Origin of the sequence: Pseudomonas sp. B6002 (assembly GCF_013385985.1) — a bacterium.
Taxonomy (GTDB): domain Bacteria; phylum Pseudomonadota; class Gammaproteobacteria; order Pseudomonadales; family Pseudomonadaceae; genus Aquipseudomonas.
In genome coordinates this window covers 210,249-235,101 of the sequence record NZ_JACAOY010000023.1, presented here as the reverse complement: position 1 = coordinate 235,101, position 24,853 = coordinate 210,249, and the positions used below count along the sequence as shown (strand labels likewise).

The 24,853-nt window shown below is 60.5% G+C and carries 22 protein-coding genes; 12 read left to right on the top strand and 10 right to left on the bottom strand.

The features are described 5' to 3' along the window. Positions 1-120 precede the first annotated feature (120 nt). The 5 genes from HX792_RS24840 to HX792_RS24820 form a co-directional block, all read right to left on the bottom strand. Positions 121-579: an N-acetyltransferase gene (locus HX792_RS24840; RefSeq protein ID WP_176998552.1), complete on the bottom strand. Its 459-nt coding sequence runs from the start codon at positions 577-579 to the stop codon at positions 121-123. Between the two features lie 92 nt (positions 580-671). Further along, on the bottom strand, positions 672-1,505 hold the full coding sequence (gene eutC, locus HX792_RS24835) for an ethanolamine ammonia-lyase subunit EutC (RefSeq protein WP_176998551.1): 834 nt from the start codon (positions 1,503-1,505) through the stop codon (positions 672-674). Further along, positions 1,502-2,896, bottom strand: a complete 1,395-nt coding sequence (locus tag HX792_RS24830) for an ethanolamine ammonia-lyase subunit EutB (protein WP_176998550.1) — start codon at positions 2,894-2,896, stop codon at positions 1,502-1,504. Before HX792_RS24830 ends, eutC begins: the two co-directional genes overlap by 4 nt. A gap of 52 nt (positions 2,897-2,948) precedes the next feature. Further along, on the bottom strand, positions 2,949-4,382 hold the full coding sequence (gene eat / locus HX792_RS24825) for an ethanolamine permease (protein WP_176998549.1): 1,434 nt from the start codon (positions 4,380-4,382) through the stop codon (positions 2,949-2,951). Positions 4,383-4,590: 208 nt separating this feature from the next. Next, positions 4,591-6,111 (bottom strand): aldehyde dehydrogenase family protein, encoded by a 1,521-nt coding sequence (locus HX792_RS24820; protein ID WP_176998548.1) that lies wholly within the window; start codon positions 6,109-6,111, stop codon positions 4,591-4,593. Between the two features lie 273 nt (positions 6,112-6,384). On the opposite strand from HX792_RS24820, the gene HX792_RS24815 reads away from it, so the two are divergent. The 6 genes from HX792_RS24815 to HX792_RS24790 all read left to right on the top strand — a co-directional run bounded on the left by HX792_RS24815 (position 6,385) and on the right by HX792_RS24790 (position 15,135). Continuing rightward, positions 6,385-8,277, top strand: a complete 1,893-nt coding sequence (locus HX792_RS24815) for a sigma-54-dependent Fis family transcriptional regulator (protein ID WP_176998547.1) — start codon at positions 6,385-6,387, stop codon at positions 8,275-8,277. 162 nt (positions 8,278-8,439) lie between these two features. Further along, positions 8,440-9,684 (top strand): hypothetical protein, encoded by a 1,245-nt coding sequence (locus HX792_RS24810; protein WP_176998546.1) that lies wholly within the window; start codon positions 8,440-8,442, stop codon positions 9,682-9,684. Positions 9,685-9,855: 171 nt separating this feature from the next. Beyond that, positions 9,856-12,807, top strand: coding sequence for a hypothetical protein (locus tag HX792_RS24805; RefSeq protein WP_176998545.1), 2,952 nt, complete (start codon positions 9,856-9,858; stop codon positions 12,805-12,807). A 75-nt stretch (positions 12,808-12,882) separates the two neighbouring features. Next, positions 12,883-14,232 (top strand): UDP-N-acetylmuramate:L-alanyl-gamma-D-glutamyl-meso-diaminopimelate ligase, encoded by a 1,350-nt coding sequence (mpl, locus tag HX792_RS24800; RefSeq protein ID WP_176998544.1) that lies wholly within the window; start codon positions 12,883-12,885, stop codon positions 14,230-14,232. Continuing rightward, positions 14,229-14,858 (top strand): flavin prenyltransferase UbiX, encoded by a 630-nt coding sequence (gene ubiX / locus HX792_RS24795; protein WP_071485426.1) that lies wholly within the window; start codon positions 14,229-14,231, stop codon positions 14,856-14,858. Before mpl ends, ubiX begins: the two co-directional genes overlap by 4 nt. Then, on the top strand, positions 14,851-15,135 hold the full coding sequence (locus HX792_RS24790) for a YceK/YidQ family lipoprotein (RefSeq protein WP_176998543.1): 285 nt from the start codon (positions 14,851-14,853) through the stop codon (positions 15,133-15,135). Before ubiX ends, HX792_RS24790 begins: the two co-directional genes overlap by 8 nt. Before the next feature lie 95 nt (positions 15,136-15,230). Here the strand turns inward: HX792_RS24790 and HX792_RS24785 are convergent, their stop codons facing one another. The 3 genes from HX792_RS24785 to HX792_RS24775 all read right to left on the bottom strand — a co-directional run bounded on the left by HX792_RS24785 (position 15,231) and on the right by HX792_RS24775 (position 18,252). Further along, on the bottom strand, positions 15,231-15,872 hold the full coding sequence (locus HX792_RS24785; protein WP_176998542.1) for an oxidoreductase: 642 nt from the start codon (positions 15,870-15,872) through the stop codon (positions 15,231-15,233). Between the two features lie 29 nt (positions 15,873-15,901). Further along, positions 15,902-17,620: a C13 family peptidase gene (locus tag HX792_RS24780; RefSeq protein WP_176998541.1), complete on the bottom strand. Its 1,719-nt coding sequence runs from the start codon at positions 17,618-17,620 to the stop codon at positions 15,902-15,904. A gap of 176 nt (positions 17,621-17,796) precedes the next feature. Further along, on the bottom strand, positions 17,797-18,252 hold the full coding sequence (locus HX792_RS24775; protein WP_003194496.1) for a MaoC family dehydratase: 456 nt from the start codon (positions 18,250-18,252) through the stop codon (positions 17,797-17,799). A 158-nt stretch (positions 18,253-18,410) separates the two neighbouring features. Between HX792_RS24775 and HX792_RS24770 the strand changes: the two genes are divergently transcribed. Genes HX792_RS24770 through HX792_RS24760 form a run of 3 tightly spaced genes read left to right on the top strand, consistent with a single transcriptional unit; the run spans position 18,411 to position 20,090 of the window. Then, positions 18,411-18,764 (top strand): CidA/LrgA family protein, encoded by a 354-nt coding sequence (locus HX792_RS24770; RefSeq protein ID WP_176998540.1) that lies wholly within the window; start codon positions 18,411-18,413, stop codon positions 18,762-18,764. Beyond that, positions 18,761-19,477, top strand: coding sequence for an LrgB family protein (locus HX792_RS24765; RefSeq protein WP_176998539.1), 717 nt, complete (start codon positions 18,761-18,763; stop codon positions 19,475-19,477). Before HX792_RS24770 ends, HX792_RS24765 begins: the two co-directional genes overlap by 4 nt. Before the next feature lie 22 nt (positions 19,478-19,499). Then, positions 19,500-20,090 carry an LON peptidase substrate-binding domain-containing protein gene (locus HX792_RS24760; RefSeq protein ID WP_176998538.1) on the top strand — a complete coding sequence of 197 codons (591 nt, stop codon included), beginning with the start codon at positions 19,500-19,502 and terminating at the stop codon, positions 20,088-20,090. Here HX792_RS24760 and HX792_RS24755 read toward each other — a convergent pair. Together HX792_RS24755 and HX792_RS24750 are read right to left on the bottom strand one after the other, a co-directional pair. Further along, positions 20,087-21,403: a bifunctional DedA family/phosphatase PAP2 family protein gene (locus HX792_RS24755; RefSeq protein ID WP_176998537.1), complete on the bottom strand. Its 1,317-nt coding sequence runs from the start codon at positions 21,401-21,403 to the stop codon at positions 20,087-20,089. The two genes, HX792_RS24760 and HX792_RS24755, sit on opposite strands and share 4 nt — an antisense overlap. Positions 21,404-21,511: 108 nt before the next feature. Then, positions 21,512-22,195, bottom strand: a complete 684-nt coding sequence (locus HX792_RS24750; RefSeq protein WP_176998536.1) for a DNA-3-methyladenine glycosylase — start codon at positions 22,193-22,195, stop codon at positions 21,512-21,514. Positions 22,196-22,370: 175 nt separating this feature from the next. Between HX792_RS24750 and HX792_RS24745 the strand changes: the two genes are divergently transcribed. The 3 genes from HX792_RS24745 (at position 22,371) to rsfS (ending at position 24,844) form a co-directional block, all read left to right on the top strand. Beyond that, positions 22,371-23,636, top strand: coding sequence for a glutamate-5-semialdehyde dehydrogenase (locus HX792_RS24745; RefSeq protein WP_176998535.1), 1,266 nt, complete (start codon positions 22,371-22,373; stop codon positions 23,634-23,636). Continuing rightward, entirely contained in the window at positions 23,636-24,280 is a 645-nt protein-coding gene (gene nadD, locus HX792_RS24740) for a nicotinate-nucleotide adenylyltransferase (protein ID WP_176998534.1), read from the top strand. The genes HX792_RS24745 and nadD overlap by 1 nt, the downstream gene beginning before the upstream one ends. A gap of 69 nt (positions 24,281-24,349) precedes the next feature. After that, the gene (gene rsfS / locus HX792_RS24735) at positions 24,350-24,844 is read left to right on the top strand and encodes a ribosome silencing factor (RefSeq protein ID WP_010206793.1); all 495 of its coding nucleotides are present in this window, start codon (positions 24,350-24,352) and stop codon (positions 24,842-24,844) included. Positions 24,845-24,853 lie beyond the last annotated feature (9 nt).

Genomic DNA, 24,853 nt, shown 5'->3' with positions numbered 1-24,853 from the left:
GGAGCTGGCTTGCCAGCGATGCAGGCACTTCGGTGTATCGGTGAGACCGAGGTGATGCTATCGCCGGCAAGCCAGCTCCTACAAAAGCCAGTTCGCCCAGGGGATTTGCGGTGTTTGGGCCTAGTCTTCGCTAATCGGCAACACGTAGTTCTTGAACTCCGTGTCCTCGCGAAACCCGATTGACTCGTACGTCTTCTGCGCCACTTCGTTGTCACTGCTGGTCGACACCCGCAGCCGTACCGCGTGGGTTTCCTTGGCCATCTTCTTCGCCGTGCGCATCAGGTTGTCTGCCACCAGTTGGCGGCGGGCGTCTTCGGCCACGTAGATGTCGTTGAGGATCCACACGCGCTTGAGCGACAGCGACGAATAGCTCGGGTACAACTGGCAGAAGCCGAGCAGCTTCTTGTCGTCATCATCGGCCAGGGCCAGGTAGATCACCGACTCCTTACGGCGCAGGCGCTTTTCCAGAAAGGCCCGCGACGAATCCGGAAAGGGCAGGGCACCATAAAACTCACGGTATTTGACGAACAGCGGGGTCAACAGGTCCAGGTGTTCCAGGGTCGCTTGAGTAATCCGCATGCCAGGCCTCAACTTCCAAAGGGGGGATGACCACACAAGCGGCCGTGACTCGATGCTGCCTAATGGCGCGAAAAAGCGCAATCGTGCAGCAATCAGTCATCCGGTGAACTGAGCAGGAAATTGCCTTTCATCAGGTCAGGATCATCCGATTCGATGGTCTGAACCTGCGCCTCGTCCTTGAGATTGACCCCCGACAGCTGCCGACGACACGCCTCTCGCATCAAGTAAAGCAGGCGATGGGCGGCCATGCCGTAGCTCAGGCCTTCCAGGCGCACATTGGAGATGCAATTGCGGTAGGCGTCGGTGAGGCCGACCTTGGGGTTATAGGTGAAATACAGGCCGAGGCTGTCCGGTGAACTAAGCCCGGGCCGTTCGCCGATTAGAATGACGGTCATCTTGGCTCCCAGCAGCTGGCCCACTTCATCCGCCACCGCCACGCGGCCCTGTTCAACCAGGATGACCGGCGACAGGGACCAACCGTCGGCGCTGCTCTGCTCCTCCAGACGTGTCAGAAACGGCAAGGTGTGTTTATGCACCGCCAGTGCCGACAGGCCATCGGCGACCACCACCGCCAGGTCCACACCGCCCGGATTGGCCGACGCATGATCGCGCAGCAACTGGGCCGACTCATCGCTCAAGCTCCGCCCCAGGTCCGGGCGTTGCAGGTACATGTGACGGTCAGTGGCCGCACTGTGCAGCAACAGGCTGTCACGCCCACGCTCGGCCAACTGGCTGCTGAGGCCGGCGTGGTCGAAGGGCAAATGCACCGCGTCCCGCGCCTGGGCGTGGGCAAACTGAAAGTCCAGCTGTGCGCTGGTGGGAATGCTGGTGCCGGTGCGGCCCAGGGCAATGCGCGCCGGGGTCAGGCGGCGCAGTTCCAGCCACGGGTTGTCAGGCAGGTCGAGTTGCACGGGCGGCTCCTTCATCCCAGTTGCGCCAAGGCTTGGCGGAAGGCCGGTGGCAGGCTGTTGCCAAACTGCACCTTACCGTCGGCTTGCGTGAAAATGCCCATTTTGGCCAGCCACTGTTCAAACTCCGGCGCCGGCTTTAAACCCAATGTTTGGCGGGCGTATAGAGCGTCGTGGAACGAGGTGGTCTGGTAGTTGAGCATGATGTCATCGGAGCCCGGGATGCCCATGATGAAGTTGATCCCGGCCACCCCCAACAGGGTCAGCAAGGTGTCCATGTCGTCCTGGTCGGCTTCGGCATGGTTGGTGTAGCAGATGTCGCACCCCATCGGCACGCCGAGCAACTTGCCGCAGAAGTGGTCCTCAAGGCCTGCGCGGATAATCTGCTTGCCGTTGTAGAGGTACTCGGGGCCGATAAAGCCTACGACCGTATTCACCAGAAACGGCTTGAAATGCCGGGCCACCGCGTAGGCGCGGGTCTCGCAGGTTTGCTGGTCGACGCCAAAGTGCGCGTTGGCCGACAAGGCGCTGCCCTGGCCGGTTTCGAAATACATCAAATTCTGGCCCAGCGTGCCGCGCTTGAGGCTCAAGCCCGCGTCGTAACCTTCCTGCAGCACGCTCAGGCTGATGCCAAAACTGGCGTTGGCCGCTTCAGTGCCGGCAATCGACTGAAACACCAGGTCCAGCGGCACGCCGCGGTTGATCGCTTCAATCGAGGTGGTGACGTGGGTCAGCACGCACGCCTGGGTCGGGATCTCATAACGCTGGATGATCGCGTCGAGCATCTCCAGCATGGCGCAAATCGAGGCGATGCTGTCGGTGGCCGGGTTGATGCCGATCATGGCGTCGCCGTTGCCGTACAGCAGGCCATCGAGGATGCTCGCGGCGATGCCGGCCGGTTCGTCCGTCGGGTGGTTGGGTTGCAGGCGCGTGGATAAACGCCCGCGCAGGCCCAGGGTGCCGCGAAACTGCGTGACCACGCGGATCTTCTGCGCCACCAGCACCAGGTCCTGTACGCGCATGATCTTGGACACGGCGGCGGCCATTTCCGGTGTCAGCCCGGGCGCCAAGGCGCGTAGGGAATGTTCGTCGGCCGCGTCGCTGAGCAGCCAGTCGCGCAGGCCGCCGACGGTCAGGTGGCTGACCACCGCAAATGCCTGTTTATCGTGGGTATCGATGATCAGCCGAGTGACTTCGTCGCTTTCATAAGGGATCAGCGCTTCTTCGAGGAAGTGCTTGAGCGGGATATTCGCCAGCGCCATCTGCGCCGCCACCCGCTCGCCGTCGTTCTGCGCGGCGACGCCGGCCAGGAAGTCCCCGGAACGTGCGGGGCTGGCCTTGGCCATCACGTCCTTGAGGCTGTCGAAGCGGTAGGTTTGAGCGCTTACCGCGTGGGAAAAGCTTGCCATACAGTGTCTCCTTGACGACGCAGGCAGCGGCCTGCGTCGAGGTTTTCGGCATTCAGTGCAAGGCGGCCTCTGCGGCCTGGATCGCCGCGAATTCCTCTTCGGGCGTGCCTGCTACCAAGTGATGCCGGCTGTAGAAAGCAAAGTAAGCAATTAATACTCCATAGATGATCGCGGCGCCAATCACCACCCGTGGGTCCACCAGAAAGCCCGCCACCACGGCCACGCAGGCCAATACCAAGGCGATGCCAGAGGTAAAGATGCCGCCTGGCGTGCGATACGGGCGCTCCATTTTGGGGCGACGGATACGCAGGGTGATGTGCGCGGCCATCATCAGCACGTAGGAAATGGTCGCGCCAAACACCGCCACCAGAATCAGCAGGTCGCCCTGGCCGGTCAGCGACAGGCCAAAACCGATGATGCCGGGGATCACCAGGGCCAGTACCGGCGCCTTGCTCTTGTTGGTCTGCGACAGTTTGCGCGGCAGGTAGCCCGCGCGGGACAATGCGAAGATCTGCCGCGAATAGGCGTAGATAATCGAGAAAAAGCTGGCGATCAGGCCGGCCAGGCCCACCAGGTTGACGAAGCCGCCCATCCACGTTGAACCGCCGTAGGACAGGGCCAGCGCTTCCACCAGCGGGTTACCCGATTTGACCAGCGCATAGGTGCCCGCGCCGCCCGGTGCGATCACTAGGATCAACAGGGCAAAACTGGTTAGCACCACAATGGCGCCGATCAGGCCGCGGGGCAGGTCGCGCTTGGGGTTCTTGGTTTCTTCGGCGGCCAGGGGTACGCCTTCTACCGCGAGGAAAAACCAGATGGCATAGGGAATCGCCGCCCACACGCCGACATAACCGAACGGCAGGAAGGTGCTGGCGCCCTTGGCCTCCGTCACTGGAATGTCCAGCAGGTTGGCCACGTTGAAGTGCGGCACCATCGACACCAGGAACACGCCCAACGCGATGGCGGCAATGGCGGTAATCACAAACATCAGCTTCAAGGCTTCACCGACGCCGAAGATGTGGATGCCGATAAAGATGATGTAGAACGCCAGGTAGATCATCCAGCCGCCGATACCGAACAGCGACTCACAGTACGCGCCGATAAACACCGCGATGGCGGCGGGGGCGATGGCGTATTCGATCAGGATGGCGGTGCCCGTGAGGAACCCGCCCCAGGGGCCAAAGGCGCTACGGGCAAAGCCGTAGCCGCCGCCGGCGGTAGGAATCATGGAAGACAGTTCGGCCAGGGAAAAACACATGCACAGGTACATGGTGGCCATCAGCAAGGTGGCAAGGAACATCCCGCCCCAGCCGCCTTGGGCCAGGCCGAAGTTCCAGCCGGCATAGTCGCCGGAGATCACGTAGGCAACGCCAAGGCCTACCAGCAGCACCCAGCCAGCGGCGCCTTTTTTAAGTTCGCGTTGTTGGAAGTAGTGGGAGTCAACTTTTTCGAAGTCGACAGAAGATCCAGTCGGTTCGCTAGGCATGGGAAAGTACCGTCCGTTGTTATTGTTTTATTCCGGCCTCTTTGTGCCGAATGCGTTTTGCAAGTACTTATGAAGATCTAAAACTGTGGGAGCTGGCTTGCCTGCGATAGCGGAGTGTCAGCCAATGCATGGCCAACTGGCCCACCGTAATCGCAGGCAAGCCAGCTCCCACATTTGATTGCATTTCAAATGTGGGAGGGGTTATTGGTTAGAAGAACCCGAGTGGATTAATGTCGTAGCTCACCAGCAGGTTCTTGGTCTGCTGGTAGTGATCCAACATCATCTTGTGGGTCTCACGGCCCACGCCGGACTTCTTGTAACCCCCGAACGCGGCATGCGCCGGGTACAGGTGGTAGCAGTTGGTCCACACGCGGCCCGCCTTGATCGCCCGGCCCATGCGGTAGGCGCGGTTGATGTCGCGGGTCCACACGCCGGCACCCAGGCCGAACTCGGTGTCGTTGGCAATCGCCAGGGCTTCGGCTTCGTCCTTGAAGGTGGTGATGCTCACCACTGGGCCGAAGATTTCTTCCTGGAATACGCGCATTTCGTTGGTGCCCTTGAGCAGGGTCGGCTGGATGTAATAGCCGCCCGCCATGTCGCCTTCGAGCTTCTCGACCTTGCCACCCGTGAGCAGTTGCGCGCCTTCGCCCTTGGCGATTTCCAGGTACGACAGGATCTTGTCGAATTGCTGCTCGGATGCCTGGGCGCCGACCATGGTGTCGGTGTCCAGCGGGTCGCCGCGTTTGATCGACTCGATCTTCTTCATGACCACTTTCATGAACTCGGGGTAGATCGACTCCTGTACCAGCGCGCGGGACGGGCAGGTGCACACTTCGCCCTGGTTGAAGAACGCCAGTACCAGGCCTTCGGCGGCTTTCTCGATGAAGGACGGCTCGGCCTTCATGATGTCGTCGAAGAAGATGTTCGGCGACTTGCCGCCCAGCTCAACAGTGGACGGAATAATGTTCTCGGCCGCCGCATGCATGATGTGCGAGCCCACCGGCGTGGAGCCGGTGAAGGCAATCTTGGCGATGCGCTTGCTGGTGGCCAGGGCTTCGCCGGCTTCTTTACCGAAACCGTGCACCACGTTCAGCACGCCCGGTGGCAGCAGGTCGCCGATTACTTCCAGCAGCACGTTGATGCCCAGCGGGGTTTGCTCGGCGGGCTTGAGCACCACGCAGTTGCCCGCAGCCAGGGCCGGCGCGAGTTTCCAGGCGGCCATCAGCAGTGGGAAGTTCCACGGGATGATCTGGCCCACCACGCCCAGCGGTTCGTGGAAGTGGTACGAGGCGGTGTGTTCGTTGATCTCGGCGCTGGTGCCTTCCTGGGCGCGGATGCAACCGGCGAAGTAGCGGAAGTGGTCGGCGGCCAGCGGGATGTCGGCGTTGAGGGTTTCACGCACGGCCTTGCCGTTGTCCCAGGTTTCGGTGATGGCCAGCAGTTCGAGGTTCTGTTCGATGCGGTCGGCGATTTTCAGCAGCACCAGCGAGCGGTCCTGGGCCGAGGTCTTGCCCCAGGCGTCGGCGGCGGCGTGGGCGGCGTCCAGCGCCTTGTCGATGTCTTTGGCCGTGGAGCGCGGGAATTCTGCGATGGGCTTGCCGTTGACCGGCGAGGTGTTGGTGAAATAGTTGCCATCGACCGGCGCAACGAATTCGCCACCGATGTAGTTGCCGTACTTGGCCTTGAACGAAACGATGGCGCCTTCAGTACCGGGGTGTGCGTAACGCATGGTGGGTATCTCCTGGCTCTTATGTTTATTGGGAGTGCAGCGCAACGAGCGCGTTATCAAGCGTAGAGCAAAGGTTGGGCCACCGCTTTGCAGGCCAGGTAAATCAAGAGGTTAGGGTTTGTTGCAAAGGGTTGCTGTGGCAGGGCTGGTACAACGGGTGTGACAGTTTGTGCCACCTTCGGTACAGCCCGTGACCGGTGAGTCCATCCGGGATTGCATTGGCTCAAGGCCTGGGGGATGCTGGGGGTTCTCACGCAGGGAGAATAATAAGAAATGCACAACGATCATTTCAGTCGCCATGCCCAGCAAGTCCTCACTGTGGCCCATGGTCGCGACCCGTCCAGCGATCCCTCTATTGCCCGGTCCTGGCTGCGTTGCCTGGAGGACTACCACCTCGACCCTGCGCAAACCATTGCCCCCACCGTGCTTGAGCATGGCCGCCTGCTGGAAAGCCGCGAGCGCCTGCAACAGGTGCTGCACATCGCCGGCAGTGAGATGAACAGCCTGCACCAGCAACTCTCGGGTGCTGGCCATGCGGTGTTGCTGACCGATGCGCGGGGTGTGATCCTCAACTGTGTCACCGCGCCGTCCGAGCGCAAGATCTTCGAGCGCGCCGGGCTGTGGCTGGGCGCCGATTGGAGCGAGGCGTGCGAGGGCACCAACGGCATCGGCACCTGCCTGGTGGAACGCCAGTCCCTGACCATTCACCGTGATGAGCATTTTCGCGGACGACATACTGGCTTGACCTGTTCGGCCAGCCCGGTGTTCGACCCCCATGGCGAATTGCTGGCCGTGCTGGATGTGTCCTCGGCCCGCGAGGCGGTGTCGCGCCAGAGCCAGTTCCATACCATGGCACTGGTGAACCTGTCGGCGAAGATGATTGAGAGCTGCTACTTCCTGCGTCACTTCGAAAACCACTGGCTGCTGCGTTTTCACCTGCAGGCCGAGTCGGTCGGGTTGTTCAGCGAAGGGTTGCTGGCGTTCGACGGCGAAGGGCGGATCTGCGCGGTAAACCAGAGCGCCCTGAACCTGCTGGGGCAACTGCGCGGCGGTTTGCTGGGGCAACCGGTGGAAGCGTTTTTCGACTGCTCCCTGGACCAATTGCTCGGCCGCGCCAGCGCCAATGCCACGGCCAGTTGGCCTCTGCGCACCCGCGATGGACGGCCATTGTTCGCCGCATTGCGCGGTCAGCCGCGCAGCGTGCCTGCCCCCATCATGGCCAAACCGGCGCCGCCTCAGTTGTCCGGCATTTGCCTGGGCGATCCGGCGCTGCAAAATGACTTTCGCAAAGCGCTGCGGGTGTTTGAGCGTGATGTGCCACTGCTCATCAATGGCGAAACCGGCTCCGGTAAAGAAGCCTTCGCCAAGGCCGTGCACCACGCCAGTCAGCGCGCCAATAAAGCGTTTGTAGCGCTCAATTGCGCCGCCATCCCGGAAAGCCTGATCGAAAGCGAGTTATTCGGCTATCGTGGCGGCAGCTTTACTGGTGCCCTCAAGGATGGCATGCGCGGCAAGCTCCAACAGGCCGACGGTGGCACGTTGTTCCTTGACGAAATTGGCGATATGCCACTGGCTTTGCAGACCCGTCTATTAAGGGTGCTGGAAGATCGCCTGGTGGTCCCCATCGGCGGCGAGCCTCAAGCCGTGAATGTCCGAATTATCAGCGCTACGCACCGTAATTTGCATGAACGCGTACGGGACGGCAGCTTTCGCGAAGACCTGTATTACCGGCTTAACGGCCTGGAAATCGGCCTGCCGGCGTTGCGCGAGCGCAGTGACAAGTCGCAACTGCTGGACTTCCTGCTGGGGGAGGAGGCCGGAGATCAGTCGATCAGTGTGGAGCCCGAAGCGCGCGAGGCATTGCTGGCCTTCGCCTGGCCGGGCAATGTCCGTCAGTTGCGCACGGTATTGCGCACACTGGTGGCACTCAGCGATGACGGGCGGATAGAGTTGTTGGATCTGCCCGCTATGGTGCAATGCCCCCCTGTTCAACACGCCAGCGAGTCACTCCTAGATAATGCCGAGCGCCAGACGTTGCTGACAGCATTGGAGCAACGGCACTGGCATATGACGTACACGGCGCAAGCGCTGGGTATCAGTCGTAATACGCTTTATAGGAAATTGCGAAAATATAATATTAAACGGTGTGCGGCAGTGCCTAGTTAATGTGAGCGTGCCCTGAGGTCTTTAAGGCAGTATTTAAACTCGGGTGGAGGGGGCTTTTCAAAAGGCTGTAGGGAACTGTTTTGTTTTTGGTGACCACGTAATGAACAGAAGCCATGAGGTTTCACTGTTGGGTTTAATGCCCGTTCATTATGAGGTGACTATATGCCGAGAATCAAACCGCCTACCGTTCATGTACCTAAATCTATACCGGCGCCGGCTAGACCGATTCCGCATTACGCGCCTTCAGGCAGTTATTATAATAAGCAAGGGCTCCTGGTCAATAAGCAGGGTCAGTTGCTCAATGACAAAGGGCAGGCGGTTAACAAACAAGGGTTTCTGATTAATTCGAATAACCAGCGGATTAATGAGCAGGGGCAGCGGGTTAATAACAGCGGTCAGGCAATCGGTAATAAGGGCCGTCTGATCGATGAAAAGGGGCGATTGATAAATACCCAAGGAAAACTTATCAATGAGAACAATCATCTCGTCGATACCCAAGGCCGCTTGGTCAATCACTCGGGCCGCTTGGTCAACGCTCAGGGGCACTTGGTCGATAAGGACGGAAAGCGTGTCAATCGAGAAGGCTTTCTGATTGATGGCACTGGAAGACCGCTCGATAAGAACGGCAAGGTAGCAAGGGATCAGGCCAGTGCGGTCAAGGGCAATAACGAACCTCATGAGCAACTGCTTTCGCCCAAAATCAACCAAAAGATTCTCGATTGGAAGAACAAGGTCCCAGCGCCCGCGGCTACGCCTAAAATGACGATTGCGGAAGCCACGACCCGGATGATGAATGCCGAAAAAATGGTCAAGTCGGGCGTGATTCCATCGTCGCCATCTGCGGCGCGTACTGCGCGCGATGCGGCGATCAGTGCCGGGATAACGGGGGTAGTGTCTGCGCCAATTAACATTGGGGCATATGCCGGGTCTACGGCGGCTTCCGAACAAATCAAGGCGTCGTATCTGCCTCAACCCATGATTCCTCCGACGCCGATCGGTAAGTCATCGGTCGAACGTCCAGAGGCGCCGGCGGCCCCAGAACTCAATAAGCTCTACGCAAGAATGGATGATGCTCAGATCCAGGCGTTCACGTTGGCGAATCAGTCGATGGTGCTCAAGTTTGGGGATACCGAAACGGGTTATGTGCCGAGTCAAAATTGGTCGAAAGACCCGCTTGAACGCATGAGCCAACTTGAGAATCTGTTGGACTTCGCTGAACAACATACGAAGGAAGTTTCCGATCAATATGAGGTTTTCTTCAAGCCTCATCTGGCTGCTCAACCGGCTGCCCAAGGCCTTGATGGGCTGGAAAGTCGTATGGCTACACTCGAAGAGCGAATAGCAAAGGTGAATAAGGCACAAGCTGATATTTTGCTGAAAATGGAAAAATCCGTGACTAAACAGTGAGCGGGTCAGTGCCAAATTTCATAGTTGGCTTTTGCAGTGCATGTTAATTCTCAATGTCGATAGGGGGTAGTCGACGGATATTGGTAATAAGCCTGGCGCTGAATGGAGTATCTGTGACAGGCTTTTCTGAAAGATTGCCCGGTAACGCGCAATAGCTTTCGGGGTGTTGCAATGATTTCCAATCATTTGAGTTCATCACGTTTTATATTGTTCTACCCTCAGTCTGAATCGCCGATAGATAATAAGTCTAACAGTGCAACTCCTCCAAATATATCCACAGCTTTCCCACCTTCACGCTATCGACGCAGTGCGGCGTCTTCTTCATCTCCACACGTGGCTGATTATGGCGGGCTGCTAACTAAAGACGTCCCTTTGGCGGCTGACGCCCAGGCCAAATTACGCCAGGTAGTTGCCACTTGGAAAGCCGCTCAACCCAAAGCAAACACCGATGATGCCAGCGGTGTGCCGAGTCTAATCGAATGCTTGCGGCTTACCCTTCCTGAGCCTTTACGGTCTGGTAAGGATGAACCTGAAAAAACCCTTAAAGCCATTCTCGATTCTCCAGAAGGCCTTGCGTTGGCCAGGTTACTCCAGGACAGCATCGACGCAGTACCCACGGCCACCAGCCTGCAGGAAGTACTGCTTAGCGCGCTATTGTTGGATGTGGATTCGGCAGGAGGCCTGGAGCGTAATAATCTGGCTGGGTACGCGTTGCGTCAGCCAGGTAACTGGGGTTACAGCGCTGCGCAAATGGTCACGCGTTTTGAAGCGCACCTGGCCACCCGCTTCGGCGATGCCAATGCCAAAATCATCGCTTTTCAACTGTTGTCGGTTTCCGCCCCCGAGTTTCTGGTGAAGGACCTGCCCTCGTCGCTGGTGTATGGTTCCCACCAATGGGCCTCCTTCAGTGCAGCGGTGGCTCGCCAAGAGGCGAGTCACCCGGGATCAACGCATGCGAAGACCTATGCGCAGATCATGAACCTCGATGAGATAGCGCCTGTTTCTGAGTTTGAAAAGCGTCAACAACAACTCGCTCAGATGACGGCCGTTATCGACTGGGGTATTGCCAACGGCGTCATAGTTGAAAAAAACGATGATGCGTACACCCCCGAAGAAGTCGAAAGCGCGTTGAAGGCCATGCAAGCACAGCATAAGACCTTGGCTGATTCCGTTGATGCATTGTCGACGCCGATGCCAACCCGGCGAGAGTTGGCGCTCGTTGAGCTGCGGCGCGTGTATGGCGTCGAAAATGAAGCTTTTTTTGAGCAGAAGCTGCTGGGGAATATCCCGCCGGGGTCGCCCGGCCGAAAAGCCTATTCGCTGCTGGACATTTACATGTCAGGCGACCTGGGTAATCACTTCTGGATATCCAGCGACCCTGACTTCAATACCGTCAAAGTGAATCTGGGTTTTCCGAAGTTGCCAAACATCAAACAGCAGTTTGATGAAAGCTTCGACAAATACACCCAAGGGCTCAAAGATGGTTTTGCCGCGCAGTTCAAGTATCAACTCTCATTGCTTGCGCTCGAAGACCGGCGGCTGATTGAGTACGGCAAGGTCACGACATTCAACCTCCAGACGCCCAGTGCCAATCAGGGCCCTGTCAGCACCGATCATAAAATTCAAGCGTATATAGGCAGCGGTGCAGTACTTATCAGGGCTGAACGTGATGGGAAGGTTTGTCATTATCTGTATTCACCGGCGCAGGGCCGAATCATCAAGGACGCCGACCCTTCCAGGCCTGGCCTGCAGTTTCCAGGCTCTCGTTTGTACTTCTCCATGTCGCTGCCTGATTCGCCGGGCGGTAAAGAACCGCCGGTCACTATCCTGTGGCAGACAGTCGGTAGTGCATCGCCGAAAAACGATCCGGTGGACTTTTCCGCCTATCGTATCTACCCCTCCAAATCGTTGGAGGCCGGTATACCCGGAGAGCATCCCTCCCCGCCGCCGACTTTTTTTTCGCCTAAAACCGATGAACTGTCAGCCGCTGTCGGTGCTTATTTCACGCGAGGTTTGGATGAGGCGAAAGCAACGGCCAATGGCAGCACAGAGCAAGAGCGGGAAAGCGCGCGTTCAAAGGCCGTCAATGCGTTCTTTTTAGGACTGATTCCTTTCTACAATGCGGTTGAAAGTTTTATTAATGGCAGGCCCGCTGAAGGTTTTTTCAATGTGGTGCTGGATGTGTTTGGCTTTTTTATTCCGGGGCTAAAAGGCGGGGTCCAAGGCGTCAAGCAGGGTGTCAGAGCCGGATTGGGCACGACGCTGAACTTCATCAAGGGGGTTGGCAAGGCCGGTGTGAAGGCGCTTAACCCTCTAGCAGGTATTTATGACGTGGGCCGTGGTGTATTTAAACTGGGTAAAGCAGGCTTTAAAAAAATAAGCCGTCTTGGCGGGCGTGGGCGCAGTTTTGATCTTCCCCAACTAGGCAACAAAGGCGGGATTGCCGAGGGCCTCTACAGGCCGTTGGGCGCTAATAGCCATGCGGTTCACGTCACCGCCGTGGAACGCAACGGAAAATGGTATGCCTTCGACCCTGCGACTCAAACGCCATACGGCGCGCCATTGAAAGGTTTTGCCCAGTACTCTTCTTCCGATTTTGTCGGCCAGGTCAAGCAGTGGGCAATGGAGGCGGTGACCGATGTTGGCATTGGGGCTGCTGTCATTGCGACGCAAAAAGCGCTTCAAAAACACTATGAGCGTCCTGCTGCTCCTGACGGCGGTGTTAACCCCGGCGACGTAGAAGTCGCGGACCTGGGGCCGGTAGTTGAACCCGTTGATCCTGCCCTTCGAGTTCGCCTCGACGCTGCAACGCGGGGCGCCAATGAGTTGGGTAAGTTATCGTTGCAATTGGCGCCGGGTGCTGTGGTGGACATCCCGAAATGGTCCAGCGAGCCGCAGCAGGTCGTCAACCAGTTGGAGGCTTTCCTGGCGTTGCTCGAGGAACTCACGATTGATCTTGCACAGGCTTATGAGGTTTTTTTCAAACCGTACACACACGAAGGCTCCGTCAGTCAGGGCGACGGGGGTGTTGCGGATCGATTGAACACCATTGAGAAAAAAATAGCTGCCATACGTGGTGCGTTGACGCAGGTGTCGGCTCGGCATAAACAGGCCGTCGCATAGAGGGGGCGGCTCACCTAAAGAGTGCGATTTCCCCCTCCCTGCGCTAACCTGCCTCGATGTTTTACGAGGTCGACTATGCACATTCATATTCTTGGTATCTGCGGCACTTTCATGGGTTCGATGGCGGTTCTGGCCAAAGAACTGGGCCATCACGTCACCGGCTCCGATGCCAATGTCTACCCGCCCATGAGCACGCAGTTGCAGGCCCAGGGCATTGAGCTGACCCAAGGTTACGACCCGTCGCAGTTCGACCCGGTGCCGGACCTGGTGGTCATTGGGAATGCCATGTCCCGTGGCAACCCAGCCGTCGAGTATGTGCTCAACAAAGGCTTGCCGTATGTGTCTGGCCCGCAGTGGCTGGCAGACCACGTGCTGCAAGACCGTTGGGTGCTCGCCGTTGCCGGCACCCATGGCAAGACCACCACCAGCAGCATGCTGGCCTGGGTGCTTGAGCATGCGGGCATGAGCCCGGGCTTCCTGATTGGTGGCGTGCCGCAGAACTTCTCGGTCTCGGCGCGCCTGGGCGACACGCCGTTTTTTGTGATCGAAGCGGATGAATACGACAGTGCCTTCTTCGACAAGCGCTCCAAGTTCGTTCACTACCGCCCGCGCACGGCGATCCTGAACAACCTGGAATTCGATCACGCCGACATCTTCCCCGATCTGCCGGCCATCGAGCGGCAGTTCCACCACCTGGTGCGCACCATTCCAAGCGAAGGCCTGGTGATCCACCCGACCACCGAGCCCGCCTTGCAGCGGGTGATCGAGATGGGCTGCTGGACCCCGGTGCAAACCACCGGCGCGGGCGGGCAGTGGCAGGTCAAGTTGCTCAGCGACGACGGCTCCAAGTTCGAAGTGCTGTTTGAAGGCGAGCCCCAAGGCATTGTCGAGTGGGGCATGACCGGCCAGCACAACGTGGCCAACGCCCTGGTCACCCTGGCGGCCGCACGGCATGTGGGCGTTGTGCCGTCCATGGGCATCGCCGCCTTGAGCGCCTTCAAGAGCGTGAAACGCCGCATGGAAAAAGTCGCCGACGTGAATGGCATTACTATCTACGACGACTTTGCCCACCACCCGACGGCAATCGCCACCACCCTGGATGGCCTGCGCAAGCAGGTGGGCGATGCGCCGATCATTGCGATCATCGAGCCGCGTTCCAACTCCATGAAACTGGGCGCGCACCGCGATGGTTTGCCAGAAAGCGTCAACGATGCCAACGAGGCCGTCTGGTACGCACCGGCCAACCTCGGCTGGGACCTGCCGGGCATTGCCGCGCGGTGTACGGTGCCGTCCACGGTGTGTGATTCCATCGAAGGCATCATCGAACACGTCAAGCGCCAGGCCAAGCCGGGCACTCACGTAGTGGTCATGAGCAACGGCGGCTTCGGCGGCCTGCATGGCAAGTTGGCCGAGGCGCTGAAATGAGCGGCCCGGAACGCGTCACCCTGGCGATGACCGGCGCATCGGGCGCGCCTTATGGGTTGCGCCTGCTCGATTGCCTGGTGCGCGAAGACCGCGAGGTGCATTTTTTGATCTCCAAGGCCGCGCAGTTGGTACTGGCCACCGAGACCGACGTCGCGCTGCCGGCCAAGGTGCAGATGATGCAAGCCTTCCTCACCGAGTACACCGGTGCGGCGGCGGGGCAGATCCGGGTGTACGGCAAGGAAGACTGGATGTCGCCGGTGGCCTCGGGCTCTGGCGCACCGGCGGCGATGGTGGTGGTACCGTGTTCCACCGGCACCTTGTCGGCGATCGCCACCGGTGCGTGCAACAACCTGATCGAGCGCGCGGCGGACGTGACCCTCAAGGAGCGTCGCCAGTTGATCCTGGTGCCGCGTGAGGCGCCGTATTCGAGCATTCACCTGGAGCACATGCTCAAGCTGTCGAACATGGGCGTGACCATTTTGCCGGCATCGCCGGGCTTCTATCACCAGCCGCAGACCATCGATGACCTGGTGGACTTTGTGGTGGCGCGCATTCTCAACCTGCTGAACATCCCTCAGGACATGCTGCCACGTTGGGGCGAACACCATTTGAGCAGCGATGAATAAACTCTTGATGGTACTGCTGGCGCTGCAACTCGCCGGCTGCGCGACCGCTCGCACGCTGGACGCCGCGCAACCTGGTGCACCCGTGGTGTATGCCGGTACGCGGCTCGACTTGTATGCGATCAACGGCGGCTGCTGCGCCAAAGACCGCTTCGGCGCCGAGGCGCCGAGCTATCCCCATGTCGACCTGCCAGCCAGCGCGTTGCTCGACACGCTGCTGTTGCCGCTGTCGGTGTTGACGGTGTTGGGGGTGGGGTTTAACGCTACGGGCGGGCTTTAGGGCCCCATCGCCGGCAAGCCGGCTCCTACAATTGGAATGCATTCCCCTGTAGGAGGTGGCTTGCCAGCGATAGCGCCAGTCCAGCCAACAAAGGATTATTTGCCGAGCTTACGCAACTCATCCGACTCCACCACCCGCACCCCGTCCTGTTCTTCCAGTGCCAGGCGCCACATGGCCCGGGCCAGTTCGCACACTTCGATGCCGCGGTATTTGCCGGGGATCAGCTTGGACAACGGCCCGGCCAGTTGCTCGGCCAGACGCGGCTCCAACCGCTCGCCCAGCAGCAGCGAAGGCCGCACGATGGTCAGTTGCGGCCAGTCTTGCGCCTTCAGCGCCTGTTCCATTTCACCCTTGACCCGGTTGTAGAAGATCGAGGATTTCGGATCGGCGCCAATCGCGCTGATCACGATCAGGTGGCGTGCGCCCATTTCCCGTGCACGCTTGGCGAAGGCCACGACCATGTCCAGGTCCACGGCGCGAAACGCTGCTTCAGAGCCCGCTTGTTTGATGGTGGTGCCCAGGCAGCAGAAGGCAATGTCCACGCGGCCGCTCAGTTGCGGCAGGAACACCGCCGGGTCGCCCACCGGGTTTTCCAGGTGCGGGTGTTCGGCCAGTGGCTTGCGGCTTGGTGCCAGTACGCGGGTCACCGTGGGTTCGTTGAGCAGGCGGTCGAGCAGGTGTTCGCCGGTCAGGCCGGAGGCGCCAGCGAGCAGGATATGCTGAGGTGTCAGGTACATGGTGTTTCCCCCTTGTTACACAGTTCAGCTTAGTTGCCTTTGGCTTCCTTGCTATTCATTGAGACGCTTTCGAGCGCCTTTCGTGCCTGCTGTTTGCGTAAAAGTTGCCAGTGGGCGATCACGCCCTTGGGGGCCCAGATCTGCGGCTCGGAGGCTTCGAAGTTGTCCGCCTGTTCGCGTTCGGCCACGTGCTGCTGCGCCAGCTTGAAGGCTTGCTGCAAGTCGTCGGTCTGGTTGAAGGCTTGGGCGAAGAGGGCGTCGCCGAAGTAGGTGAAGTCTGCCTCTTCGGAGCAGCCGAAGGACACGCGGTCGGCGCGGGAGGCGGTCATGATCAGGGTGCGCTCGTCTTTGAGCGCCGGGATGAAACCGCCGGAATAGCAGGCGGAAATCACGATGATCTTGTCGCGGTTCTTCAACGGCGCGAGCACGGCGGCCAGCTCATCGGCGGGCAGGTCGGCCAGCTCCATGCGCGGTTGGTCCAGCACCAGCTCGTGTTCGTGGGTGCCATGGCTGGTCATGTAGATGAACACCAGGTCTTCCGGGCCGGTGCGTTCGGCCAGGGTTTGCACGGCGCGGCGCAGGCTTTCGCGGGTAGCGAGGGGGCGGTCGGCGATATGGTCGCGGTGGTTGACCAGGCGAATCTGCCCACGCGCACCAAAACGGGTGGCGAGCATGTTGCTGACGTAATCGGCTTCGCGCAGGAACACGCTCTGTTTGCCATCACCGGCCAACACCAGGGTGTACAGCTCTACGGCGGGGGTGGACGGCGGCACGGCGGCAAGGGCAGCATCGAGCAAGCGGCCTTGAGCCAGTATTCCGGTTTCCAGCGGGTCGGGCAGCAACTTGCCGTCGGCGTCCCTCACGCGCATGCCATTGACCCAGGTGCCGGCTTGCACCGTGCCATCGGTGAGCACCAGGGTGCCCTTGCCTTGGTAGCTGTCGCTGTCGAAACCGCCGATATAGAAGCTGCCATCGGTGAGGTTCAAGCGGCCTTCGCCGGTAAAGCGCCAATCGCTGAATTGGCCGACATAGTGGCTGCCGTCGATGCCAATCAACTCGCCTTTGCCGCTGAGGGCGCCTTCCTTGAACTGGCCGATCCACACGTCGCCGTCGGCGTTTTCGTAGCGGCCCTTGCCGTTGAGCTGGTTTTGTTTGAACTGGCCGACATAGATGTCGCCATCGGCGCTGTTGAACGTGCCGTTGCCTTCAAGCTGGCCATCGACGAAGTGGCCGCTGAACTGATTGCCGCTGTCGTCATTGCGCTGGCCTTCGCCATTGGGCTTGCCGTGGGCGAACTGGCCCTGGTACTGGCTGCCGTCGGCCAGCTCCAGGCGGCCGAGGCCGGAATACTGGTCGTCCTTGAACTCGCCGCGATAGGTCATCGCCCCTTCCTTGAGGGTGCCTTCGCCATTGCGTCGACCGTTCTTGAAGCCGCCCACATAGCTGCTGCCCGAAGTGGTCAGGCTGCCCTGGCCGTCGAACAGGCCTTGCTGGAACTGGCCTTTATAGACCTCGCCGTTGCTGCCATGCCATTCGCCCTGGCCGTGCCACTGGCCCTTGTCGAACTGGCCGGCGTACCAACTGCCGTTGGGGTAGTCCACCCGGCCCTGGCCTTGCAGCAAACCGTTGACCACATCGCCCCGGTAGCGGCCGCCGTCGGGCAGGCGCGCATCGGGCGGCAACAGCGATTCGCCGTCTCCGCAAGCGGTGAGCAACAGGGCAAGGGCAAGAGGAGCGAGTGGGCGCATAGCGGGATCCGGATAATTGAGCGCCGAGTATGCCGCAGCTGCGAGATTCATACATAAATTTACATACATTGTGGCGAGGATTTTGCCCCGCCACTCACCTGTAGAAGCCGGCTTGCCGGCGATGCAGCGTCGCTGCGTTTATCGCTGGCAAGCCAGCTCCTACGGGGGGCTGGGCGTTACACGAAGCAGAGTGACAACGACTCTGCGATGTAAGCCGGTTTTTCCTGGCCTTCGATTTCCAGGGTGGCGGTGGCCTTGAACAGCCATTGGCCAGGCTTTTTCTCGGTGACGTCAGTGAGCGTGACGTTCAGGCGGACCTTGGAATTGACTTTCACGGGTTGGATGAAACGCACGCTGTCCAGGCCATAGTTGACCGCCATCTTCAGGCCTTCGGGCATGATCAGGATGTCTTCCATCAGCTTGGGCATCAGCGACAGCGACAGGAAACCGTGGGCGATGGTGCTGCCAAACGGCGTTTGCGCGGCCTTGACCGGGTCGACGTGGATGAACTGATGATCGCCAGTGGCTTCTGCGAACAGGTTGATACGGGCCTGGTCGATGGTGAGCCATTCGGAACGTCCCAGTTCCTTGCCGACATAATCTTTGAGCTGCGCTACAGGTACATAGGGCATTGCGACTCTCCTTGGTTCATCGGTTTTTATAGGTGTGCGAAATCCATCTTAGATCATCATGGGCACCCCGCCCGGTCAAGCCACCATGCTTTTGGCGAATGCCTGAGCATAGGGCGGGCGTGCTTATAATGCCGGGACGTTTCGAGGGGGAAGAACGGATGCTGCCACGTGGCCTGACCTGGCTGGTGCTGTTTCAATTGATCGGCACGGCGATCAACCATTTGCTGTTGCCCATCTTGCCGGGGCCGATTATCGGGCTGCTGCTGATGCTGGGCTTTCTGATCTGGAAGGGCGAAGTCGGTGAGCCCCTGAGCCTGGCGGCCAGCAGCCTGCTGCGTTATCTGCCGTTGCTGCTGGTGCCACCTGCGGTCGGGGTGATGGTGTACGCCACGGACATCGCGGCTGACTTCTGGGCCATCGTCGGTGCGCTGGTGCTGTCGCTGGTGATCGCCATGGGCTTTGTCGGCGTGCTGATGCAGCGGATGGTCAAGCGCAAGGAGAAGGATCAATGATCTTCGACTGGCAGGGCGCGTGGACCGCCGTGATTCATCACCCCTTGTTCGGCATCGGCATCACCCTGGGCGCCTATCAACTGGTGCTGGCGGCGTTTGAGAAAACCCGCTGGATCTTCCTGCAGCCGGTGCTGGTGTCCATGCTGCTGGTGATCGGCGTGCTGGTCAGTTGTGGCCTGACGTACGCCGAGTACCGCAAGAGCACCGAGATCATGGGCATCCTGCTGGGCCCCGCGACCGTGGCCCTGGCCGTGCCGCTTTACTTGAACCTGCGGCGCATTCGTCAATTGTTCTGGCCGATTTTTACTACGCTGGTGGTAGGCGGGGTGTTGGCCACCGGGCTGTGTGTGCTGCTGGGCTGGTGGTTTGGCGCCGAACACATGATGTTGATGACCATGGCGCCCAAGTCGGTCACCTCGCCGATTGCCATGCTGGTGGCCGAGCAGATCGGCGGCGTGGCTGCGTTGGCGGCGGTGTTTGTGCTGATCACCGGCGTGATCGGTGCGATGATCGGCCCGGCCTACCTGTCGCGCCTGGGCGTGCACAGCCCTGAGGCGCGCGGCATGGCGCTGGGCATGACGGCCCACGCCGTCGGCACCTCGGTGGCCCTGCAAGAGAGTGAAGAATGCGGCGCCTTTGCCGCGCTGGCGATGAGTCTGATGGGCGTGGCCACGGCGGTGTTCCTGCCGTTGGCTGTGTCGGTGATCGTTTAATCCGGGTTTGAAGGAAACCTTTATGAGTCTGGCGCTGTTCCCGCTCAACACCGTGCTGTTCCCGGGTTGCACCCTCGACCTGCAACTGTTCGAAGCGCGCTACCTGGACATGGTCGCGCGCTGCATGAAAAAGGGCGAAAGCTTCGGCGTGGTGTGCATCCTCGACGGCAACGAAGTGGGCACGGCCCCGGATGGTTACGCGCTGATCGGCTGCGAAGCGCTGATCCGTGATTTCAAGCAACAGGACAACGGCCTGCTGGGCATTCGTGTCGAAGGCGGGCGGCGTTTTCGTGTGCGCGACGCCGGCGTGCAGAAGGACCAACTGCTGGTCGCCGAGGTGCAATGGCTCGAAGAACTGCCGGACCAGCCGCTGGAAGAAGAGGACGCCGACCTGCTGGCGTTGCTCCAGGCCCTGGCGGAGCACCCGATGGTGGCCTCGTTGGACATGGACGCCCATGCCGACGGGCAGCAAGCCTTGGGCAATCAGTTGGCGTATCTGCTGCCGTTCACCGAGGCCGACAAGATCGACCTGCTGCAACTCGATGACCCACAGCAGCGCCTGGATGCGATCCAGATGCTGCTCGATGAACTGCAGGGCGAGCTGTTTACTTAATAGGCATAACGCAGCAGGGCGTGGGGCGTGCCGGTAAACGCGATGACCCCCATCACGGCGACCAGTGTCGGCAACAGCAGCCACCAGGTTTTTTGCGACAGGGCCGGCAGCGGGCTTCGATACTGGCTCACGCCCAGGCTGAACGCGCACACCGTCATCGCCAGCAGCGTGCCGGCCAGGATGTCCGTGGGCCAGTGGGCGCCGAGGTACACCCGTGACAGTGCGATGAAGGCCGCCGGAATACAGCCCAGCAGCATCCAGGTCAGGCGCAGCCGGATGGGTTGCCCGCGACCGGCCAGTACGGCCAGCGCCAGGAAAAACGCAAACGCGCCGGAGGCGTGACCGCTGGGCATGCTGAAACTGGTCAGCGGGTCGGTGAGGATTTCTGGGCGGCCACGGGCGAAAAACAGCTTGGTCCCGGTGTTGATCAGCGCTGAACCGGCCAGGGTCGCGCCGACAAACAGCGCATGGCGCCATTGCCGCGCCAGTAGCAGCAGGCCGGTGAATACGGCGCTGGCCACGAACATCTTCTTGAACTCACCCAGCTGGGTGATGCGCACCATCACTTCGTCCAGCCAGGGGCTGCGGTGTTCTTGCACCAGGGCGCTCAGGCCCTGGTCGAAATCATTGAGGTGGGGGTAGCCGATAAACAGGGTGATCAACATGGCGAGGCTGGCGCAGCCAATCCACAGCGTGGCGCGGCGATGGCCGCGCAGGCTGCTGTTCAGGCTCAGTCCCACTACCACCGCGATACAGGCCGCAACGATGCCGGCCTCGGGCCAGAAACCCTCGGGCAACGGCAGGCGAAACGCAGCGCCGGTCGCCCAGCCCGGCAGCAGATAAGCCACCGACCAGCCCGCCGCCGCAACGATGCTCACCGCCGCGAAACGGGGGAAGGGCATGTCGCACATGCCGGCCACCATGGGCAACATGGGTCGCAGCGGGCCGATGAAGCGCCCGACCAGCAGGCTGGCGATGCCGTATTTGTGGAAGTAGGTTTCGGCGCTGTTCATCCATTCGGGGTGGTGGCGCAAGCCGGGCAGGCGCCGGATGTTCTGGTGGAAATGTCGGCCCAGGTAGTAGGAAACCGCATCACCCAACAACCCGCCGAGGAAACCCAGCAGCAGGGTTTCGCTCAAGGACAGCGCGCCGCTGCCGGCAAGGGCGGCAATGGCGAATAACAATACCGTGCCTGGCACGATCAGCCCGGCAATGGCCAGGCACTCCACGCAAGCGACGATGAAGACCGCCACCGCCAGCCATTCGGGGTTCAGGGTCAGCCAACCGGTAATGCTATCGAGCCATTGGCCCATACAATCCTCTCCATCCAAGGTTGTACACCCTGTAGGAGCCCGGCTTGCCGGCGATGGCGTCCGTGATATCGCCATCGCCGGCAAGCCGGGCTCCTACGGGTCGTGTGATCAAATTAAAAAGTAGTCGCGGCCTTCGACCTGGCCCCGGCGCAGCGGGTTCCGGGTGCAATAAGGCGCGTAGCCAGCATCGACGAAGCGGTACATCAGCTGTTCATCGCGCCCGCTCGGAATACCGAGGCGGGTGGTCTGGATGATCTGGCTCGGGGTCTGGCCCACGTCTTCAACGTAGAGCAACTCCTGGTCGAAGCGCTTGGCGTCCCACATTGGCACTTTCAAACCCAGCGCCTTGCACAGCAGCGTCTGGCCGGCACACAGCTTTTGCGACGGGCGCGGGCTGCCGTTGGCATCGGGGTTGTTCAGCAGCATCTGCGCCAAACTGGCCGGGCCGGACGTTTCATCGACCCACGGATACGCCGACTTGATCAGCACGGCGTTGCCCGGGCCCTGGGCGCTGAAGTTCAGCGAATCGCCGCCGCGGGCGTAGTACATATAGATGTGACCGCCATCCAGAAACAAAGCCTTACGCTTTTCTGTGTAGCCGAGGGAGGCGTGGCTGCCTTTTTCGGCCAGGTAATACGCTTCGGTTTCAATAATTCTCGCCGAAAGCCAGAGATCGCCTACGCGATGGCGGACGATTTTTCCGAGCAGATCCCGGGCGAGCAATTGCGCGTCGCGGTCGAAGAAGCTATCGGGCAGGGCGCTGGCGGGCAGTCGGGGGGTAAAACTGGACATGGCGGTCTGGGGTTAATACGGCTAAATGTGACGGAATCATAACAACTCCCACCTTAATTACCGCTGAAGCCCAGGTTTTTACAGTTCATTTCGACCATCCGCCCCTCACCGCTGTCAGTCGAGCGGCGTCACAGCTATAATCTGCCGCTTTCCTCCCTGCCAAGACTCCCTGACCATGACTGAGTCCGTTCTTGACTACATGACCCGCCTGGGTCGCGCTGCCCGTCAGGCCTCGCGGTTGATCGCCCGTGCGAGCACCGCGCAGAAGAACCGCGCCCTGCTGGCCGCCGCCGACGCTCTGGATGCTTCGCGCTCCGAGCTCACCGCCGCCAACGAGCAAGACCTGGCCAACGGCCGCGCCAATGGCCTCGAGCCAGCCCTGCTGGACCGCCTGGCGCTGACCCCGGCACGAATCGACGACATGATCGAAGGCCTGCGTCAGGTGGCCAAGCTGCCTGACCCCATCGGTGAAATCCGTGATATGCGTTACCTGCCGTCTGGCATCCAGGTCGGCAAGATGCGCGTGCCGCTGGGTGTGATCGGCATCATTTATGAGTCGCGCCCGAACGTGACCATCGACGCCGCGAGCCTGTGCCTCAAGTCCGGCAACGCCACCATCCTGCGTGGCGGTTCCGAAGCCATTAATTCCAACCGTGCCATTGCCGCGTGCATCCAGCAGGGCCTGGCCGTGGCCGAACTGCCGGCCGAAGTGGTGCAAGTGGTCGAGACCACTGACCGTGCCGCCGTTGGCGCGCTGATCACCATGCCGGAATTCGTCGACGTGATCGTGCCGCGCGGTGGCAAGAGCCTGATCGAGCGCGTCAGCCGTGATGCCAAGGTGCCGGTGATCAAGCACCTGGACGGCGTGTGCCACGTGTATATCGACATCGCTGCCGATATCGACAAGGCCATCCGCATCGCCGACAACGCCAAGACTCACCGCTACGCCCCGTGCAACACCATGGAAACCCTGCTGGTGCACGCCGGCATTGCCGAGCGCGTGTTGCCTCCATTGGCGGCTATCTACCGCGACAAGGGCGTGGAGCTGCGCGGCTGTGAGCGCACCCGTGCGCTGTTGGGCGCGGACGTGATCGAAGCCACCGAACTGGACTGGTACACCGAATACACGGCGCCGATCCTGTCGATCAAGATTGTCGACGACCTGGTCGAGGCCATCGAACACATCAACACCTACGGCTCCAAGCACACCGACGCCATTGTTTCCGAGCATTTCAGCGATGCCCGGCGTTTCCTCAACGAAGTGGATTCTGCCTCGGTGATGATCAACGCCTCGACGCGCTTTGCCGACGGCTTCGAGTACGGCCTGGGGGCGGAGATCGGTATCTCCACCGACAAGCTGCACGCACGCGGCCCGGTGGGTCTGGAAGGCCTGACCAGCGAGAAGTACGTGGTGTTCGGCGACGGTCATGTGCGCACTTGATGGGTAAACGCATCGGGCTGCTCGGCGGTACTTTCGACCCCGTGCACATTGGCCATTTGCGCAGTGCCCTGGAAGTCGCGGATGCCCTCGCGCTGGATGAGTTGCGGGTGATGCCCAACGCCCGGCCACCGCACCGCGATACCCCGCAGGTGTCGCCGCAGCAGCGCCTGGAAATGGTGCGCCTGGCAGTGGACGGCATTGCGCCGTTGGTGGTGGACGACCACGAGCTCAAGCGTGATAAACCGTCCTACACTGTCGATACCCTGGAAGTGATGCGCGCTGAAATGGCCGCGGATGACCAGTTGTTTCTGCTTTTGGGCTGGGACGCATTTTGCGGCCTGCCCTCTTGGCATCGCTGGGAGGAACTCCTCCAGCATTGCCACATCCTGGTTTTGCAACGCCCGGATGCCGACAGCGAACCGCCGGATGCCTTGCGCAACCTGCTGGCCGCGCGGTCGGTAAGTGACCCCTTGGCCCTGACCGGGCCGAACGGGAATATTGCATTCGTCTGGCAGACCCCGCTTGCGGTGTCCGCCACCCAGATCCGTCAACTGCTGGCCAGCGGGAAGTCGGTACGTTTCCTGGTGCCTGACGCGGTCCTGGCCTACATCGATGCGCACGGGCTTTACCGTGCGTCGAACTGAAAAGGCGCGCTTGAACGTACGTACAGTCGTACAGCGAGCGCCCGAACATACGAGCAAAACGAGTTTTATATGACGAACAAAGACGTAAGCAAAGTTAAGCGCAAAGGCACGTTCAAAAGCGCCCCGCTGCCAGTTGAAGCCCACACCGGCCCTGAGCTGGCGGGCGAAGAGCTGGTAAAAGTGGCCGTGGCTGCCCTGGAAGACGTGAAAGCCCAGGACATCCAGGTGCTGGACGTGCGCGACAAGCAGAGCATCACCGACTACATGATCATCGCCACCGGTACCTCGAACCGTCAGATCGGCGCGATGCTCGACAAAGTCCGCGAAGCCGTCAAAGCCCAAGGCGTCAAGCCGCTGGGTGAAGAAGGCAAGGGCGACAGCGACTGGGTGCTGCTGGACATGGACGACGTGATCGTTCACATGATGACTTCCAACGCTCGCCAGTTCTACGACCTGGAGCGTCTGTGGAAAGGCGCCGAGCAGAGCCGTGCCGCCGATGGCAAGCACCACAGCCCGGAAGTGGGCCACGCGCACTTCGACAAGCTGAACAAAGACCAGGAATAAGGAACGGCT

Coding starts and splice junctions, on each gene's coding strand:
- HX792_RS24840 (WP_176998552.1), bottom strand. CDS start 579: ATGCGGATTACTCAAGCGACCCTGGAACACCTGGACCTGTTGACCCCG.
- eat (WP_176998549.1), bottom strand. CDS start 4,382: ATGCCTAGCGAACCGACTGGATCTTCTGTCGACTTCGAAAAAGTTGAC.
- HX792_RS24775 (WP_003194496.1), bottom strand. CDS start 18,252: ATGCCCTATGTACCTGTAGCGCAGCTCAAAGATTATGTCGGCAAGGAA.
- nadD (WP_176998534.1), top strand. CDS start 23,636: ATGGGTAAACGCATCGGGCTGCTCGGCGGTACTTTCGACCCCGTGCAC.
- HX792_RS24805 (WP_176998545.1), top strand. CDS start 9,856: ATGATTTCCAATCATTTGAGTTCATCACGTTTTATATTGTTCTACCCT.
- HX792_RS24820 (WP_176998548.1), bottom strand. CDS start 6,111: ATGCGTTACGCACACCCCGGTACTGAAGGCGCCATCGTTTCGTTCAAG.
- mpl (WP_176998544.1), top strand. CDS start 12,883: ATGCACATTCATATTCTTGGTATCTGCGGCACTTTCATGGGTTCGATG.
- HX792_RS24745 (WP_176998535.1), top strand. CDS start 22,371: ATGACTGAGTCCGTTCTTGACTACATGACCCGCCTGGGTCGCGCTGCC.
- ubiX (WP_071485426.1), top strand. CDS start 14,229: ATGAGCGGCCCGGAACGCGTCACCCTGGCGATGACCGGCGCATCGGGC.
- HX792_RS24785 (WP_176998542.1), bottom strand. CDS start 15,872: ATGTACCTGACACCTCAGCATATCCTGCTCGCTGGCGCCTCCGGCCTG.
- HX792_RS24815 (WP_176998547.1), top strand. CDS start 6,385: ATGCACAACGATCATTTCAGTCGCCATGCCCAGCAAGTCCTCACTGTG.
- HX792_RS24755 (WP_176998537.1), bottom strand. CDS start 21,403: ATGGGCCAATGGCTCGATAGCATTACCGGTTGGCTGACCCTGAACCCC.
- HX792_RS24790 (WP_176998543.1), top strand. CDS start 14,851: ATGAATAAACTCTTGATGGTACTGCTGGCGCTGCAACTCGCCGGCTGC.
- HX792_RS24760 (WP_176998538.1), top strand. CDS start 19,500: ATGAGTCTGGCGCTGTTCCCGCTCAACACCGTGCTGTTCCCGGGTTGC.
- HX792_RS24750 (WP_176998536.1), bottom strand. CDS start 22,195: ATGTCCAGTTTTACCCCCCGACTGCCCGCCAGCGCCCTGCCCGATAGC.
- rsfS (WP_010206793.1), top strand. CDS start 24,350: ATGACGAACAAAGACGTAAGCAAAGTTAAGCGCAAAGGCACGTTCAAA.
- HX792_RS24810 (WP_176998546.1), top strand. CDS start 8,440: ATGCCGAGAATCAAACCGCCTACCGTTCATGTACCTAAATCTATACCG.
- HX792_RS24770 (WP_176998540.1), top strand. CDS start 18,411: ATGCTGCCACGTGGCCTGACCTGGCTGGTGCTGTTTCAATTGATCGGC.
- HX792_RS24765 (WP_176998539.1), top strand. CDS start 18,761: ATGATCTTCGACTGGCAGGGCGCGTGGACCGCCGTGATTCATCACCCC.
- eutC (WP_176998551.1), bottom strand. CDS start 1,505: ATGAAGGAGCCGCCCGTGCAACTCGACCTGCCTGACAACCCGTGGCTG.
- HX792_RS24780 (WP_176998541.1), bottom strand. CDS start 17,620: ATGCGCCCACTCGCTCCTCTTGCCCTTGCCCTGTTGCTCACCGCTTGC.
- HX792_RS24830 (WP_176998550.1), bottom strand. CDS start 2,896: ATGGCAAGCTTTTCCCACGCGGTAAGCGCTCAAACCTACCGCTTCGAC.